Source organism: Pseudomonas sp. ADAK21 (assembly GCF_012935735.1).
Classification (GTDB): domain Bacteria; phylum Pseudomonadota; class Gammaproteobacteria; order Pseudomonadales; family Pseudomonadaceae; genus Aquipseudomonas; species Aquipseudomonas proteolytica.
Map to the genome: position 1 here is coordinate 3673225 of NZ_CP052857.1, position 14651 is coordinate 3687875.

At 61.1% G+C, this 14651-nt stretch carries 15 protein-coding genes; 5 read left to right on the plus strand and 10 right to left on the minus strand.

Annotation, left to right across the window (positions count from 1 at the left end):
* Window positions 1–99: 99 nt before the first annotated feature.
* The 4 genes from HKK57_RS16580 to HKK57_RS16590 all read right to left on the minus strand — a co-directional run bounded on the left by HKK57_RS16580 (window position 100) and on the right by HKK57_RS16590 (window position 1567).
* Window positions 100–282, minus strand: a complete 183-nt coding sequence (locus tag HKK57_RS16580) for a hypothetical protein (protein WP_070995323.1) — start codon at window positions 280–282, stop codon at window positions 100–102.
* Window positions 283–356: 74 nt separating this feature from the next.
* Window positions 357–485 (minus strand): hypothetical protein, encoded by a 129-nt coding sequence (locus tag HKK57_RS27165; protein WP_256324357.1) that lies wholly within the window; start codon window positions 483–485, stop codon window positions 357–359.
* Window positions 486–636: 151 nt separating this feature from the next.
* Window positions 637–1227: an HD domain-containing protein gene (locus HKK57_RS16585; protein WP_029296361.1), complete on the minus strand. Its 591-nt coding sequence runs from the start codon at window positions 1225–1227 to the stop codon at window positions 637–639.
* 28 nt (window positions 1228–1255) lie between these two features.
* Window positions 1256–1567: a DUF962 domain-containing protein gene (locus HKK57_RS16590; protein WP_029296363.1), complete on the minus strand. Its 312-nt coding sequence runs from the start codon at window positions 1565–1567 to the stop codon at window positions 1256–1258.
* A 172-nt stretch (window positions 1568–1739) separates the two neighbouring features.
* Here HKK57_RS16590 and HKK57_RS16595 point away from each other — a divergent pair, with 172 nt between their 5' ends.
* Entirely contained in the window at window positions 1740–2801 is a 1062-nt protein-coding gene (locus tag HKK57_RS16595) for an AraC family transcriptional regulator (protein WP_029296365.1), read from the plus strand.
* Here the strand turns inward: HKK57_RS16595 and HKK57_RS16600 are convergent.
* The 6 genes from HKK57_RS16600 to HKK57_RS16625 form a co-directional block, all read right to left on the minus strand.
* Window positions 2758–4212 (minus strand): TrkH family potassium uptake protein, encoded by a 1455-nt coding sequence (locus HKK57_RS16600; protein WP_029296368.1) that lies wholly within the window; start codon window positions 4210–4212, stop codon window positions 2758–2760. The genes HKK57_RS16595 and HKK57_RS16600 overlap by 44 nt on opposite strands.
* A gap of 229 nt (window positions 4213–4441) precedes the next feature.
* Window positions 4442–5785 carry an imelysin family protein gene (locus HKK57_RS16605; RefSeq protein ID WP_029296370.1) on the minus strand — a complete coding sequence of 448 codons (1344 nt, stop codon included), beginning with the start codon at window positions 5783–5785 and terminating at the stop codon, window positions 4442–4444.
* 161 nt (window positions 5786–5946) lie between these two features.
* Window positions 5947–7998 carry a putative bifunctional diguanylate cyclase/phosphodiesterase gene (locus tag HKK57_RS16610; protein WP_029296372.1) on the minus strand — a complete coding sequence of 684 codons (2052 nt, stop codon included), beginning with the start codon at window positions 7996–7998 and terminating at the stop codon, window positions 5947–5949.
* A gap of 234 nt (window positions 7999–8232) precedes the next feature.
* On the minus strand, window positions 8233–8451 hold the full coding sequence (locus tag HKK57_RS16615) for a hypothetical protein (protein WP_169390438.1): 219 nt from the start codon (window positions 8449–8451) through the stop codon (window positions 8233–8235).
* Between the two features lie 130 nt (window positions 8452–8581).
* A complete protein-coding gene (locus HKK57_RS16620; RefSeq protein WP_003212997.1) occupies window positions 8582–9178 on the minus strand; it encodes a superoxide dismutase in 597 nt (198 codons plus the stop codon).
* A 178-nt stretch (window positions 9179–9356) separates the two neighbouring features.
* Window positions 9357–9956: a LysE/ArgO family amino acid transporter gene (locus HKK57_RS16625; protein WP_029296379.1), complete on the minus strand. Its 600-nt coding sequence runs from the start codon at window positions 9954–9956 to the stop codon at window positions 9357–9359.
* 95 nt (window positions 9957–10051) lie between these two features.
* On the opposite strand from HKK57_RS16625, the gene HKK57_RS16630 reads away from it, so the two are divergent.
* From HKK57_RS16630 to HKK57_RS16645, 4 genes are all read left to right on the plus strand, one after another.
* Window positions 10052–10945 carry a LysR family transcriptional regulator ArgP gene (locus HKK57_RS16630; RefSeq protein WP_029296381.1) on the plus strand — a complete coding sequence of 298 codons (894 nt, stop codon included), beginning with the start codon at window positions 10052–10054 and terminating at the stop codon, window positions 10943–10945.
* A 53-nt stretch (window positions 10946–10998) separates the two neighbouring features.
* On the plus strand, window positions 10999–11997 hold the full coding sequence (locus HKK57_RS16635) for an NAD-dependent epimerase/dehydratase family protein (protein ID WP_169390439.1): 999 nt from the start codon (window positions 10999–11001) through the stop codon (window positions 11995–11997).
* Window positions 11998–12109: 112 nt separating this feature from the next.
* Entirely contained in the window at window positions 12110–12952 is an 843-nt protein-coding gene (locus tag HKK57_RS16640; RefSeq protein ID WP_169390440.1) for an ATPase, read from the plus strand.
* 416 nt (window positions 12953–13368) lie between these two features.
* Complete coding sequence (locus HKK57_RS16645; protein ID WP_169390441.1) at window positions 13369–14628, plus strand: D-mannose isomerase; 1260 nt, start codon at window positions 13369–13371, stop codon at window positions 14626–14628.
* The last annotated feature ends 23 nt before the right edge of the window (window positions 14629–14651 follow it).

Here is a 14651-nt window from a genome sequence, read left to right on the forward strand (position 1 = left end):
GCAGTAAAAGATAGGCTGCTTATGATACCGGTGCTTTGCGCCGCACAGGGCATAAAACCTTTGGCGGCTGAACGCCCGCCATCGCTGGCGAGCCGGCGCCTACAGTGGCGCGGGGCTGAGCATGCGCGTGGTCACGAGCGCGGCCAGAGCGTTTTCCTGGGTGCCAAAGCGCTTGAGCAGCAGCGCTTGTTTTTCCGGGCTGAGGCGGCTCCACACATCGACCATTTGCAGGGCGGCGCCGAGTATCGCGTCATCGGGGGAATGCTTGGGAGTGTCAGGCATGTTGCGTGTCTCTTGATTCAGGCGGTGTGGAAAGCGCGCAATGTCACGCTTTCCACACGGTCTGGGTACTGCGGTCAGTCGTCGCTATCGCTGTCGACCGGTGCTGCTTGTGCTGGCGCTTGTTTATCGCTGCCGGCCTGTTGTGGGGTTGGCTGCTCGGTCTCGTGCAGGCTTGGGAAGGGGAGATTGGGAATCTCGTGCATCGTCGTCGCTCCTCGCAAGGTCTGTTGTGGGATTGCAGATGTGCCACGCTTTTTACAAAGCCTGGGCAGGATACAGCACTGCAAATGACAAAAAGACTTTTATCTCGCCAAATGCACGAACCTTTCGCCCCAAGACGCAAGTGACAAGAGGTCACACGCTGGCCTGGCGCTCCATGGCGGCCTTGTAGATGGAGTTTTTTGGCTGGGCGAAGACCCGTGCCAGCATGGGTTCGAAAAAGCTCAGGGGCAGGGTGGCATAGGCCGGATCGAAGGCGGCCGCGTCGTACAGCGCGCAGAATTCAATGGTTTGCTCATACTGCGGGTGTTCACCAAATTGCTCGCGCAGGTGGCGATCCATGCCCAGGTGATGAAAGAAATAGTAGCCCTGGAAAATCCCGTGCTTTTCCACCATCCACAGGTTTTGCGGGCTGACGAACGGTTTGAGGATGGCGGCGGCAATGTCCGGGTGGTTGTAGGAACCCAGGGTGTCGCCGATGTCATGGAGCAACGCACAGACCACATATTCTTCGTCGCGGCCATCGTGCCAGGCGCGGCTGGCGGTCTGCAGGGAGTGGGTCAGGCGGTCCACCGGGAAGCCACCGAAGTCACCCTCCAGCAACCGCAGGTGCGCGAGGATCCGCCCGGGCAACTGGCGGGCATAGGCACTGAAGTCGGCGGCGATGATGGACCAGTCTTCCTGGGTGCCGTCTTGCATATGGGTGAAGCGGGCCTGCTGGCTCATCGGCGTGTCTCTTATTGTTTTGGATGGTTTAGAACGGCACCTTGCCCAGGATCATGTCGCGGTACATCACGAAATCTCCCAGCAGGCTGTAGAACGGATGCTGGAATGTCGCCGGGCGGTTCTTTTCAAAGAAAAAGTGCCCGACCCAGGCAAAGCTGTAGCCGGCCACTGGCAGTACCCACAGTAGCCACCAGGCACCCTTGCCGATGGCGAACGCGAGAATAAAAATCACCAGGCTGGTACCGATAAAGTGCAGGCGCCGACAGGTGCTGTTGCCGTGTTCACTCAGGTAATACGGATAGAACTCGGCGAAGCTATTGAATTGTCTGACATTTTCCACGTTGGCCGGCCCTCTGGTTATTGTTGTGCCCGACGGATGTTCGGCGGGGAGCTTATTTGAGTCTAGAGTCATCACTGGCAAGGGCCAGTGACAATAGACGCCACTTTAGTATCCTTGGGTTCCTGGCTGCGATTTCAGCCGTCCCGTCATAGAACGCGTGCAAGATAACGCCATGAACGAACGAACGACTTCTGCAAGCTGGGCGATGGGGATAGTCAAGGCGCTGGAGCTCGAGGGCCTGGATTGCCGCGCGCTGTTCAAACAGCTGGGCCTGGATTACAGCGCCCTGGATGACCCCGACGCGCGCTTTCCCCAGGACTCCATGACCCGGCTCTGGCAGCGTGCGGTGGAGGTTTCGGGCAACCCGGCCATTGGCCTGAATATGGGCAAGGTAGTGCGCCCGGCGTCATTCCATGTGGCCGGCTATGCCTTGATGTCCAGCAGTACCCTGGCCGAGGGCTTTACCCGGCTGGTGCGCTACCAGCGGATCATCGCCGAAAGCGCTGACTTGAGCTTCCGCCTGTTGCCCGAAGGCTATGCGTTGATCCTTACGGTACACGGCGATCATCTGCCGCCCACCCGGCAAAGTGCCGAGGCATCGCTGGCCTGCGCGTTGGCGTTGTGTGGCTGGCTGACCGGGCGCACGTTGCAACCGCGCAAAGTGTTGGTGCAAGGCGCCCAGCCAGCCGACCTGGAACCCTATAGGCAGGCCTTTCATGCGCCGCTGGTGTTCAACGCGCCGTATGACGCGCTGATCTTCGAGCGGGCGGATATGGAAGCACCGTTGCCTACCGCCAATGAAGCGATGGCGCTGCTGCACGACCGGTTTGCGGGGGAATACCTGGCGCGGTTTTCCGAGAGCCGCGTGACCCACAAGGCTCGCCAGGTGCTCTGCCGGTTGCTGCCCCAGGGCGAACCCAAGCGTGAGATGGTCGCGCAGACGTTGCACCTGTCCCAGCGTACGCTGCAGCGGCGCTTGCAGGAGGAGGGCACCAGCTTCCAGACCTTGCTCGACGACACCCGCCGCGAATTGGCCGAGCAGTACCTGGCGCAGCCGAGCATGACCTTGCTGGAAATCGCCTACCTGCTGGGATTTGCCGACCCGAGCAACTTCTTCCGCGCTTTTCGCCGCTGGTTCGATGCCACGCCCGGCGAATACCGGGCGCGGTTATTGGAGACTTCGGCGAGTGTCAGTGTCGCCAGAACGCCGGCATACACAGTACAAACACCGTAATGATCTCCAGTCGGCCGAGTAGCATGCCCAGGGACAGGATCCACTTGGCGGCATCTGGCAGGGTGGCGAAGTTGCCGGCCGGGCCGATGGTTTCGCCCAGCCCCGGGCCCACGCCGGAAACGGTGCTGGCGGCGCCGGTCAGGGCGGTCATCCAGTCCACGCCCAGCAACGATAGGGCCAGGGCGATCATGCAGATGGTGATGGCGAAGAAGAACGAGAACGTCAGGATCGACCGGACGATTTCTTCGTCGAGGCGATGGCCGTTGTATTTCTGCTTGATCACCGCCCTGGGGTGAATCAGCTGGTTCAAGTTGGCCTTGAGCAGGATATAGGCGACCTGGAAGCGGAAAATCTTGATTCCGCCAGCGGTGGAGCCCGAGCAACCGCCAACAAAACCCAGGTAAAAGAACAGCATCAGCGAGAAATTGCCCCACAGGCTGTAGTCACCCAGGGCAAAGCCTGTGGTGGTCACCACGGACGTGACGTTCAGTGCCACATGGCGCAGCGCATCCAGCCAGTGCAGGTTGGTGGTCCACCAGTACCAGGTGCCGAGCACGATCCAGGTCACCAACAGCATGCCCAGCAAGCCCTGTACCTGCTGGTCCTTGATCAGCGCCTTGCGGTTGCCGCGCAAGGTGGCGACATACAAGGCAAACGGCAGGCTGCCCATGATCATCACGACTATCGCGACCCAATGCACGGCGGGCTGTTTCCAGTGCGCCAATGATTCGTCGGAGGTGGAGAAACCGCCCGTGGAAATGGCCGACATCGCGTGGTTGATCGCGTCGAACAGGCCCATGCCGGCCCACCAGAAACCCAGGCTGCCGAGGATGGTAATGCCGACATAGGCCGCCACGATCAGGCGCGCCACCATATGCGAGCGGGGCATGACCTTCTCGGAGCGGTCCGAGGATTCGGTCTGGAACAGGCGCATGCCACCGATGCGCAGCAGCGGCAGGATCGCCACCGCCATGCCGATAAAACCGATGCCGCCGAGCCAGTGCAGCATCGAGCGCCACATCAGGATGCCCGGTGACATGGTGTCCAGCCCACTGAGCACGGTGGCGCCGGTGGCGGTGATGCCGGACATGCTTTCAAAGAACGAGTCGGTATAGCTGATGTGCTGGGTCAGCAAGAACGGCAGCGCGGCAAAGATACACACCACCACCCAACTGCTCACAGTCAGCAGGTACATATCCCTGGGGCGCAGCTGGACTTGTTCCGGGCGACCGGGAATCACCAGCGCCAGGCCTGCGATAAAGGTGATCATGCTTGCCCAGAGAAAGGACGGCAGGTCGCTGGTGCGGTCGAAAAACATCAGGGTGGCCATGGGCACTACCATGGCGACCGCGAGGGTAATCAGGAAGATGCCGATGATGAAACCAATGATTCGCAGGGTCGGCATTGCCATGAATTGCGCTCGGGTGACAGTTTGAGGCGCCATTCTACCTAGGGTGCAGGGCTTGTAAACCGGGGGGTACGGATCTGATGTGGGAGCTGGCTTGCCTGCGATGGTGGTGCGTCAGGTTCGAATGCTTGACTGACCCGCCGCCATCGCAGGCAAGCCAGCTCCCACATGGGTTTTGTGGGGGTAATACAAAAAAGGCGACCCGAAGGCCGCCTCATTCAAACCGCGTAGATCAGAACTCGTGATCTGCGGTATCCGGGTTCAGGTCACCGATGCCCAGCTTGCCAGCAGCTTGTTCGATGGAGCCGGTCTGCTTGACCAGGGATGCGATAGCATCGCGCACGATCTGGTTGCCTGCGGTGTTGCCGGCAGCGATCAGTTGGTCGTAGTGCTCACCCTTGTTGGCGTGGTCGACAATGACCTGGATCTTCGCTTCGGTGGCAGCGAGGTCAGCCTTGAGGGCTTCATCGGCAGCCGGATCAACCTTGGCCACCAGGGACGACAGGCTGGCGCCGGTCAGTTTGGTGCCATCGGTGCGGGTGTACTCGCCCAGGTAGACGTTGCGGATGCCCTTGGCGTCGTAGAAGTGCGAGTAGTGTGTGTTGTCGCTGAAGCAGTCGTGCTCGTCTTCCGGCGAGTTGGCTTCCAGGGACACTTTCATCCGCTCGCCCGCCAGTTCACCCAGGGACAGGCTGCCCATGCCGAACAGCATCTTGCGCAGGCCGTCGGTGCCAGGTTCGGCTTCCAGGGTGGCGCGGTAGTTGTCTTCGACGTTGGGTTTCCAGTTGCCGACCATTTCTTCGAGGTCGCTGACCAGCAGTTGGGTTACGGCGCGCAGGTAAGTGCGGCGACGCTCGTTATGACCGCCGGTGGCGCCTTCGCCTTGCAGGTAGTCCGACGCTGGACGGTTGCCGGCGCCAGGGCCGGTACCGTTCAGATCCTGGCCCCACAGCAGGAATTCGATGGCGTGGTAGCCGGTGGCGACGTTGGCTTCGGAGCCGCCCAGCTCGTTGAGGCTGGCGAGTTTCTCCGGGGTGATTTCCTTGACGTCGATCTTGTCTTCGCCGACCTGGATCTCGGTGTTGGCGATGATATTGGCGGTGGCGCCCGGGTTGCCGAGGGCGTGTTCGTAGGACTTGTCGACATAGTCGATCAGGCCTTCGTCCAGCGGCCAGGCGTTCACCTGACCTTCCCAGTCATCAATGATGGTGTTGCCAAAGCGGAACACTTCGCTCTGCAGATACGGTACGCGTGCAGCGATCCAGGCGGTGCGAGCGGCCTTCAGGGTCTCGTCGTTGGGGTTGGCGAGGAAGGTATCGATGGCGGTCTGCAGGGTTTTTGCAGTGGCCTCGGAGTCGCTGTACACCGCGAACACGATGTCTGCGTAATGCGCGACGACCGCCTTGGCGGCAGCCTCGTCAACCTGGCCGGCGGTAGCGGCAGCCGCTGGAGCGGTAGTGCTGGCAGCTGGCGTTGGCGCCTGAGGAGCGGCGGCCTTGTCTTTACCCTCGCCGCAGCCGGCGAGAGAAATAGCGATGGCCAGCAGACTGGCGGTGGCCAGGGGCATACGAATCATGGCGAACATCCTGCTTCGGTAGTTGATCGGGGCGCAATGCAGCGCGCAAAACTGCGACATAATGCGAAAGATTTGCATTTTCTGTAAAGAGTTAACGCAGTAAAAGTTTCACATTCGCGCCCTGGCCGCCCAAGGCTTTGCCCTGGGTGGCCAGCATTGCGCTATAAGATCGCCGCGTTGTTGCGCTCGGCCTGTTTGAGATAGGCCGCCAGTTCACGGGCCGGCAGGGGTTTGCTGTAGTGATAGCCCTGACCCTCGTGGCAGCCTTCGCTGATGATGTAGGCCTCTTGCTCGGGCGTCTCCACGCCTTCTGCAATGACCTGCATGCCCAGGCTTTTGCCCAGTTGGATGATCGCCCGCACGATGGTGGCATCGTCATCGTCGTCCAGCAGGTCCTGGACAAAGCTCTTGTCGATCTTGATTTTGTCCAGGGGCAGGCTTTTGAGGTAGCTCAGCGACGAGTACCCGGTACCGAAGTCGTCGATGGCAATCAGCGCGCCGGAGCGGCGCAGGCTCAGCAAGTGCTGGGCGGCGGTGCTGATGTCTTCCATCAGGCCGGTCTCGGTCACTTCCAGCTCCAGGCTGCGCGGCGGCAGGCGATAGATCTGCAACAGGTTGTTGACCACCCGTGGCAGTTCGGCGTGGTGCAGTTGCACCGTGGACAGGTTGACCGCCATGCGCAGCTCGGTAAAACCCTGGTCGTGCCATTCGCGCAATTGCCGGCAGGCCTGGTCCAGTACCCACTCGCCAATGGGGATGATGGTGCCGTTCTGTTCCGCCAACGGGATAAACAAGTCCGGTGGTACCAGGCCGTGTTCCGGATGTTGCCAGCGAATCAGCGCCTCGACGCCGACCACGCGATGATCCACATAGCTGATCTGCGGTTGGTACACCAAATGAAACTGGTCGCGGCCCAGGGCTTCGCGCAGGTCTTTCTCCAGCTCGCGGCGCCGGCGCATTTCGCTGTCGACGCTGGCGATATAGAACTGGTAGCGATTGCGCGAGCGGGTCTTGGCCAGGGTCATGGTCTGCTCGGCTTTTTGCAGCAGCTTCTCGGTGCTATCGCCGTCTTCGGGAAACAAGGTGATACCGATGGTGGCGCGCAGGCGGATCTGTTCGTGGTCGAGGGCGAACTCGGCTTCCAGGTCATCTAGGATACTTTGCGCCAGCTCGGCGGCTTCGTAGGGCTGCTCGATATCGGCCTGGACCAGGGCGAACTGGTCGCCACCCAGGCGGGCGAGGGCGCCGAGCCGGCCACTGTGGGCGCGCAGGCGGTCGGCCAGGGCCAGCAGCAGTTGGTCGCCGGCCTGGTAGGTGTACTGCTCGTTGATGCTCTTGAAGTCATCCAGCCCCACGCACAACACCGCGACCCGGCGTTGACGGCGGCCGGCATCGATGAGGATCTTGTCCAGTTGCTCCTGCAGCTTCTGGCGGTTGGGCAGCCCGGTGAGGAAGTCGTACTGGGCCATGCGCAGCAGGCTGTTTTCGGCTTCATGACGCAGGTGAGTGTTGCGTTCGATAGAGGCCAGCAATTGATTGGCGGTGTTGATCCACAGCCCCAGTTCATTTTTCTCGTGGCCTTTGAGCTGGGGGATCTTGTGCTCGCTGGGCCGGTCGGGGTTGATCGAGCTGAGGTGGCTGATGATCCGCGACAGGGGCTTGGTCAGCAGCCAGTGATAGACCAGGTACAACACCAGGCCCATGGCCAGGGCGCGCAGCACCCCGGAGATAAAAATGATCACCGAATTGACGATAAAGCCCTGGCCATAGGTGGCCGTGTCGAGGGTGATGCTCAGGTCGCCGTAATACTCGCTGTAGGGCCCGCGCCCCACCAGGGGCGTCGTGAAGGTGCGTTCCTGGCCGAGAATCACGTCCGTCAGCCAGCGGCTTGGGGAGTGCTGCAGTTCCCGGCTCTTTTCGGCAAGCATGGGCTCGTTGGGGTGGCCAATGGAGGCCATGCGCACTGCATCATCCTGGAATAGGCCCTCGATGACTTGCATGCCCATCTCACGGTCCAGGCTGTAGACGGCCTGGGTGGAAGGGTCGCGAAACATGTCGAGGATGCGCTGGGCATCGCCTGCCACGGCCTGGCGCGTCTTATAGGCATCGAAGACGATCTGCGCCACGCTCAGTGCCACGCCCACAATCAGTGCCGACAACAGCACCACCCGGAGCAACTTCACCGACAAGCTGTTTTTGAGTTCCAGCTTCAAAGGGTCATTCCTTGTTCCATTCGGGTAGCCTCAATATGCCATGAGTATTGGCAATCCCGGGGTGGCAGTCAAAGGGACATTGAAGCAGTTGCAGCTTTGAAGCGGCGCGGGGTCGTTTCCTGGTGAGGCGGGCATCGATGGCGCAAGGCGGATTTGCATCCGCCTTGCGGTAGCGGGGTGGGCGCTGTTCAACGAAGAGGCGGGTTTGGACGGTCAGATGGGCAGGTTGATCTCTCAACTGAACGTGATTGTTGCGCTCTGTTCTTTTTTCGCTACGTCGAAATCTATGGACGTGTTTTGCCCATCGCTGGTGTTTTTCAGAGTGTCGCCCAAGGTCTTTGCGGCGACGTCGGCGAAGGGTTGGATCAGGGGAGCGATCGATTTGGTGATATCGGCAGCTGCTGTGGCCAGTTCACCAACCACTGGAAGCGCTGCGAGTGCTGACATAGACATTGTGAAATCTCCGACAGGGATGAGAGGGATATTCCTCATCCACTAGGTGGCAGAAGCGACACATCGGGTTCCAGATCGAGCGCATGAAAAAGCCCGGCAATTGCCGGGCTCTTTGTACTGCAAGGGTCACTTACGCAGTGAAGGTCTTGCCTTCGAACTGCTCGGCAACGAACTTCCAGTTGACCAGGTTCCAGAACGCTTCCACATACTTTGGACGCACGTTGCGGTAGTCGATGTAGTAGGCGTGTTCCCAGACGTCGCAGGTCAGCAGCGGGGTGTCGCCGCTGGTCAGCGGGTTGCCGGCGCCGATGGTGCTGGCCAGGGCCAGGGAACCGTCAGCCTTTTTCACCAGCCAGCCCCAACCGGAACCGAAGGTGCCGACGGAAGTCTTGGTGAACTCTTCCTTGAACTTGTCGAACGAACCGAACGCAGCGTTGATGGCTTCAGCCAATGCGCCAGTTGGTTGACCGCCAGCGTTTGGTGCCAGGCAGTTCCAGTAGAAAGTGTGGTTCCAGACCTGGGCGGCGTTGTTGAAGATGCCACCCGAAGAGGACTTGACGATCTCTTCCAGGGTCTTGCCTTCGAACTCGGTGCCTGGCACCAGGTTGTTCAGGTTCACGACGTAGGTGTTGTGGTGCTTGTCGTGGTGGTACTCCAGGGTTTCCTTGGAGATGTGCGGCTGCAGGGCATCGTGTGCGTACGGCAGCGGCGGCAATTCGAAAGCCATGATAATTCTCCTAATCAGGTCAGTTGCGGTGAGCGCAAGGCCGATCACGGGCGGCCAAACAAGCGCCGGGGAGTTTGTACTCTTTGCGGCGCAGGGGCTGGATCATAGCACCGGGGGTGCGGCAAAACCACGCAACAACTGTGTGGAATAGAGGTTCCAGAGCGTTTTGGAATATTCCTCAGTTGCTGATCAATTGATAGGCCACGCTGAACATCATCACCGCCACCAGCAGGTCCAGCAGGCGCCAGGTCGCCGGGCGTGCCAGCCACGGGGCCAGCCACGCCGCGCCGAGGGCCAGGGCGGAAAACCACAGCAAGGACGCACTGGCAGCACCTGCGACATAAGCGCCGGGTTCGGTCTGCTGGGCGCCGAGGGAGCCGATCAGCAACACCGTGTCCAGATAGACGTGGGGGTTGAGCAGGGTCACGGCCAATGCACTGAGCATTACCGCGCGCAGCGAGCGCACTTTTTGCCCTTCACCTTGCTCCAGGCTTTGACGTGAACAGGCGCGGCGCAAGGCCAGGGCGCCATACCACAGCAGGAACGCCGCGCCGCCCCAGCGCGCAATCGCCAGCAACAGCGGGTTATGCGCCAGCACTGTTGCCAGGCCGAATACGCCGGCAGCCACCAGCAACGCATCGCACACCACGCACAAGGCCGCCACGGGCAAGTGATGTTCGCGACGCAGGCTCTGGGCCAGGACAAACGCGTTTTGCGTGCCGATGGCCATGATCAGCCCCAAGGCGACCAGCAGGCCGTTCACATAACTCTGCCACATAATATTTACTCTGCTTGCTAATCAATGCTGGCGATTGTCGGTGTTGAGGTTGTATAAGAAAAACAAATATTGCTGATCGCTCATTAGGAAAACTGATGTTCGACTATAAGTTGCTCTCCGCCCTGGCGGCAGTAGTGGAACAGGCCGGTTTCGAGCGCGGGGCCCAGGTGCTTGGTGTGTCGCAATCGGCCATTTCCCAGCGCATCAAATTGCTCGAAGCCCGCATCGGCCAGCCGGTGCTGGTACGCGCGACCCCGCCGACCCCCACGGAAATCGGCCGCCGCCTGCTCAACCATGTGCAGCAGGTGCGCTTGCTGGAGCGCGACCTGCAAAGCCAGGTGCCGGCGTTGGACGAAGAGGGCATGCCCGAGCGGCTGCGCATCGCCATCAACGCCGACAGCCTGGCGACGTGGTGGGCGCAGGCCGTCGGGGATTTTTGCGCCGAGCAGCACTTGCTGCTCGACCTGGTAGTGGAAGACCAGACCGTCGGCCTCAAGCGTATGCGCGCCGGCGAGGTGGCGGCTTGCGTCTGCGCCAGCGAACGCCCGGTGGCCGGTGCCCGCAGCCTGTTGCTGGGGGCCATGCGTTATCGGGCATTGGCGAGCCCGGCGTTTATTGCCCGGCACTTCCCCGGCGGAGTACGGGCCGATCAACTGGCGCGTACGCCAGCGCTGGTATTTGGTCCGGATGACTTCCTGCAACATCGCTACCTGGCGTCGCTGGGCGTGGACGGTGGTTTTGAACACCATTTATGCCCGTCCTCCGAAGGTTTTATCCGCCTGACCGAGGCCGGCCTGGGCTGGGGCTTGGTGCCGGAGTTGCAGGTGCGTGATCAACTGCAACGGGGCGTGCTGGTGGAATTACTGCCAGATAAACCCATCGATGTGCCGCTGTACTGGCATCATTGGCGCAGTGGCGGGCAATTGCTCGGTTTGTTGACCGAGCATCTGGCACGGGCTACCGGCCAATTGCTGGTGCCGTTGGAGTGACCGTCGGCGTCAACGCAACTGCGATGAAAAAATGAAAGAACACGGGGTAACACATGAAAATTCTGGTCACCGGCGCAAGCGGCTTCATTGGCGGGCGCTTTGCGCGTTTCGCCCTGGAGCAGGGCCTGGACGTGCGGGTCAACGGGCGGCGCGCCGAGGGTGTCGAGCACCTGGTACGGCGCGGCGCCGAGTTTATCCAGGGTGATCTGAATGATCCGGATTTGGCGCGCAACCTGTGCCGCGACGTTGAGGCCGTGGTTCATTGCGCCGGCGCCGTAGGGCTGTGGGGACGTTACCAGGACTTCTATCAGGGCAATGTGCAGGTCACCGAAAACGTGGTCGAAGCCTGCCTTAAACAACGGGTCGGCCGTCTGGTGCACCTGTCGTCGCCATCGATCTATTTCGATGGCCGCGATCACCTGGGACTGATCGAAGAGCAAGTGCCCAAGCGCTTCAAGCATCCCTATGCGGCGACCAAGTACCTGGCCGAGCAAAAAGTCTTTGGTGCCCAGGAATTCGGCCTGGAAGTGCTGGCCCTGCGCCCGCGTTTTGTCACCGGGGCTGGCGACATGAGCATCTTCCCGCGCCTGTTGAAAATGCAGCGCAAGAACCGTCTCGCCATCGTTGGCGATGGCCTGAACAAGGTCGACTTCACCAGTGTGCACAACCTCAACGAGGCCCTGCTCAGCAGCCTGCTGGCCACCGGTTCGGCGCTGGGCAAGGCCTATAACATCAGTAATGGCGCGCCGGTGCCGGTGTGGGACGTGGTCAACTATGTGATGCGCCAGATGGACATGCCCCAGGTCACTCGTTACCGCTCCTACGGCTTGTCTTATAGCATCGCGGCGCTCAACGAGGCCTTTTGCGCGATGTGGCCGGGGCGTCCGGAACCTTCCCTGTCACGCCTGGGGATGCAAGTGATGAACAAGGATTTCAGCCTCGATATCAGCCGTGCGCAGCACTATCTCGACTACCAGCCCAAGGTCAGCCTGTGGACGGCCCTCGATGAGTTCTGCCATTGGTGGAAAGTCCAGGAGCCGGGCTCGAACTAGCGTTGGCAACACCGGGAACCGATTTTTCGGTTGCCGGTCGACCAAGGCGACGGGCCAGGGGTTTATACTCCCGCCGCTCAGTTTTTTTATGCGGCTATTTCAAGGTTGATTCATGCGTAACGATATTAAAGACGACTTCGACCATGTGCCGAGCCTGCGGGCCGACATTGGCGATGACGATGATTTTGTGCCGACCGCCGCCACGTCCATGCGCTCGCGTCCGGCGCCGGTGGTCAAGGTCAAGAGCGCCAGCACCGGGCCGTTGTGGGCCTTGGTCGGGGCGCTGCTGTTCGCCTTTGTGGGCCTGGCGTGGTGGAGCTTCCAGCAGATTTCCCTGATGGGGCAGCAACTGGTGGCGACCCAGGAAAGTTTTGCGCGCATCAGCGAAGAAGCTGCCGGCCGTTTGCAGGACATTTCCGGCAAGGTGGTGGCCAGTGAGGCCAACGTCAATACCGGCAGTGAAGCGCTCAAGCTGCAGATCAAACAGTTGGAAAGCCAGTTGCTGGAGCAGGGCAAGCAGCAGTTGGGTGTGGCAGGCCAGGCCACCGAGCTGGACCAGCGCTTGGCGCAGATGAGTGCCAGCACCACGGAACTGACCACTGCCAATACCCAGATGCAGGCCCAGGTGCAAACCCTGGCGACAGAACTGACGGCCCTCAAGGCTGCGCAGGCCGAAGCCGCCAAGTTGAATGCCGAAGTCAAGGAACTGAGCACGGATGTGGCAGCGTTGAAGAAGCAGGGCAACCCGGCCACGGCCGTTGCACGGCTGGAACAGGACCTGTTGGTAATCAAGAGCGAACTGGACAACCGCGCCGCCACGGAAGGGCCGTCGAATAAAGAGTTCGATGTGTTCCGCATTCAGACCACCCGCAACATCACGACCTTGCAGACCCAGATGCAGAACCTGCAGAGGGAAGTCAGCGCACCGGCCAGGGCTACGCCCCTGGGCCAATGAGCCAATTGCTGTAGGAGCCGGCTTGCCGGCGATGGGCATAGGTATCTACACAACTTTGCCGCAACGCCTAAATCCAGGCAGATAGCGCAGTTGTGGCGAGCGGGCTTGCCCCGCGCTGGGCTGCGAAGCAGCCCCAAAAAGCCCGCCGCGTTTCTTCAGGTAAACCGCGATGGCAGGGTTTAGGGCTGCTTCGCAGCCCAGCGCGGGGCAAGCCCGCTCGCCACGGGGGGCGTCAGTTTCTGAAAGTTGTGTAGATACCTATGCGGCGATGGGGCCAGTAGCCTTGCGCTGATTCCAGGGCCGCCATCCCCGGCAAGTGTCACCGTTCAGTGACATTTGTCTTCCCTTTCGTTACATGTCCCTTCTCGGCCCTTGTTTAGACTGCGGTCATCCCACAAAAACAAAAAGGGCCACCCATGACCATCCAACCACTGCCCGCCAGCAGTTGGCTGAACGCACCTGCCCATCACGCCTGGCTTGCCGCCGAGGGGCAGCGCCTGCTGGCGTTTGCCAAGGCTTCCAGGCTGCCTGAAGGCTTCGGCAACCTCGACGTCCAGGGCCGCCTGCCCGTCGATGCCTGCGCCGAAACCATGAACACCGCCCGCATGACCCACAGCTTTGCCATGGCCCACGCCCAAGGGCTGCCAGGCTATGCACAGTTGGTAGAGCACGGGGTGGCCAGTCTCAGTGGCCCGTTGCGCGATGCCGAACATGGCGGCTGGTTCGCCGTCGCCGGCGCGCGTGATGGCAATACAGGCAAGGCCGCCTACCTGCACGCTTTTGTCGCCCTGGCCGCCAGCTCCGCGGTAGTGGCGGGTGCCCCAGGGGCGCAAGCCTTGCTGGCGGACGCCGTCCAATGCATCGACGAGCATTTCTGGTGCGAGGAGGAGGGCGCGATGCTTGAATCCTTCGCCCAGGATTGGAGCGGCGAGGAAGCCTATCGCGGGGCCAACAGCAATATGCACGCCACCGAAGCGTTCCTTGCCCTGGCTGATGTCACCGGCGACAGCCGATGGCTGGGGCGGGCGTTGCGCATTGTCGAACGGGTGATCCATCAGCACGCCAGCGCCAATGAATTTATGGTGATCGAACATTTCGACCGCTATTGGCAGCCCCTGCATCGTTACAACGAAGACAACCCGGCCGACGGCTTTCGTCCCTACGGCATTACCCCCGGCCATGGGTTCGAATGGGCGCGCCTGGTGCTGCACCTCGAAGCCGCACGCCAGCAGGCAGGGCTCGTCACGCCGCAGTGGTTGCTGGAGGACGCCAAGGGTTTGTTCGCCAGTGCCTGCGAGTATGGCTGGTCGGTGGACGGTGCCCCGGGCCTGGTCTACACCTTGGACTGGCACTTTCGCCCGGTGGTGCGTGAGCGCCTGCATTGGACCCACGCCGAAGCCAGTGCAGCCGCCCAGGCCCTGCTCAAGCGCACGGGTGAGTGGCATTACGAAACCTGGTACCGGCGTTTCTGGGAGTTTTGCGAAACTCACCTGATCGACCGGGTCCAGGGCAGTTGGCATCATGAACTCGACCCGCTCAACCAGCCCGCCAGCAAGATCTGGGGCGGCAAGCCGGATCTGTACCATGCCTGGCAAGCGGTATTGCTGCCGGGTCTGCCTTTATCCCCAAGCATGGCCAGTGCGTTGGGGGCGGGTGCTTATGTCACCAAGTGGTGACATTTGGCCGTCCCTTTGTTACG

Coding starts and splice junctions, on each gene's coding strand:
- HKK57_RS16580 (WP_070995323.1), bottom strand. CDS start 282: ATGCCTGACACTCCCAAGCATTCCCCCGATGACGCGATACTCGGCGCC.
- HKK57_RS27165 (WP_256324357.1), bottom strand. CDS start 485: ATGCACGAGATTCCCAATCTCCCCTTCCCAAGCCTGCACGAGACCGAG.
- HKK57_RS16585 (WP_029296361.1), bottom strand. CDS start 1,227: ATGAGCCAGCAGGCCCGCTTCACCCATATGCAAGACGGCACCCAGGAA.
- HKK57_RS16595 (WP_029296365.1), top strand. CDS start 1,740: ATGAACGAACGAACGACTTCTGCAAGCTGGGCGATGGGGATAGTCAAG.
- HKK57_RS16600 (WP_029296368.1), bottom strand. CDS start 4,212: ATGGCAATGCCGACCCTGCGAATCATTGGTTTCATCATCGGCATCTTC.
- HKK57_RS16605 (WP_029296370.1), bottom strand. CDS start 5,785: ATGATTCGTATGCCCCTGGCCACCGCCAGTCTGCTGGCCATCGCTATT.
- HKK57_RS16615 (WP_169390438.1), bottom strand. CDS start 8,451: ATGTCTATGTCAGCACTCGCAGCGCTTCCAGTGGTTGGTGAACTGGCC.
- HKK57_RS16620 (WP_003212997.1), bottom strand. CDS start 9,178: ATGGCTTTCGAATTGCCGCCGCTGCCGTACGCACACGATGCCCTGCAG.
- HKK57_RS16625 (WP_029296379.1), bottom strand. CDS start 9,956: ATGTGGCAGAGTTATGTGAACGGCCTGCTGGTCGCCTTGGGGCTGATC.
- HKK57_RS16630 (WP_029296381.1), top strand. CDS start 10,052: ATGTTCGACTATAAGTTGCTCTCCGCCCTGGCGGCAGTAGTGGAACAG.
- HKK57_RS16635 (WP_169390439.1), top strand. CDS start 10,999: ATGAAAATTCTGGTCACCGGCGCAAGCGGCTTCATTGGCGGGCGCTTT.
- HKK57_RS16640 (WP_169390440.1), top strand. CDS start 12,110: ATGCGTAACGATATTAAAGACGACTTCGACCATGTGCCGAGCCTGCGG.
- HKK57_RS16645 (WP_169390441.1), top strand. CDS start 13,369: ATGACCATCCAACCACTGCCCGCCAGCAGTTGGCTGAACGCACCTGCC.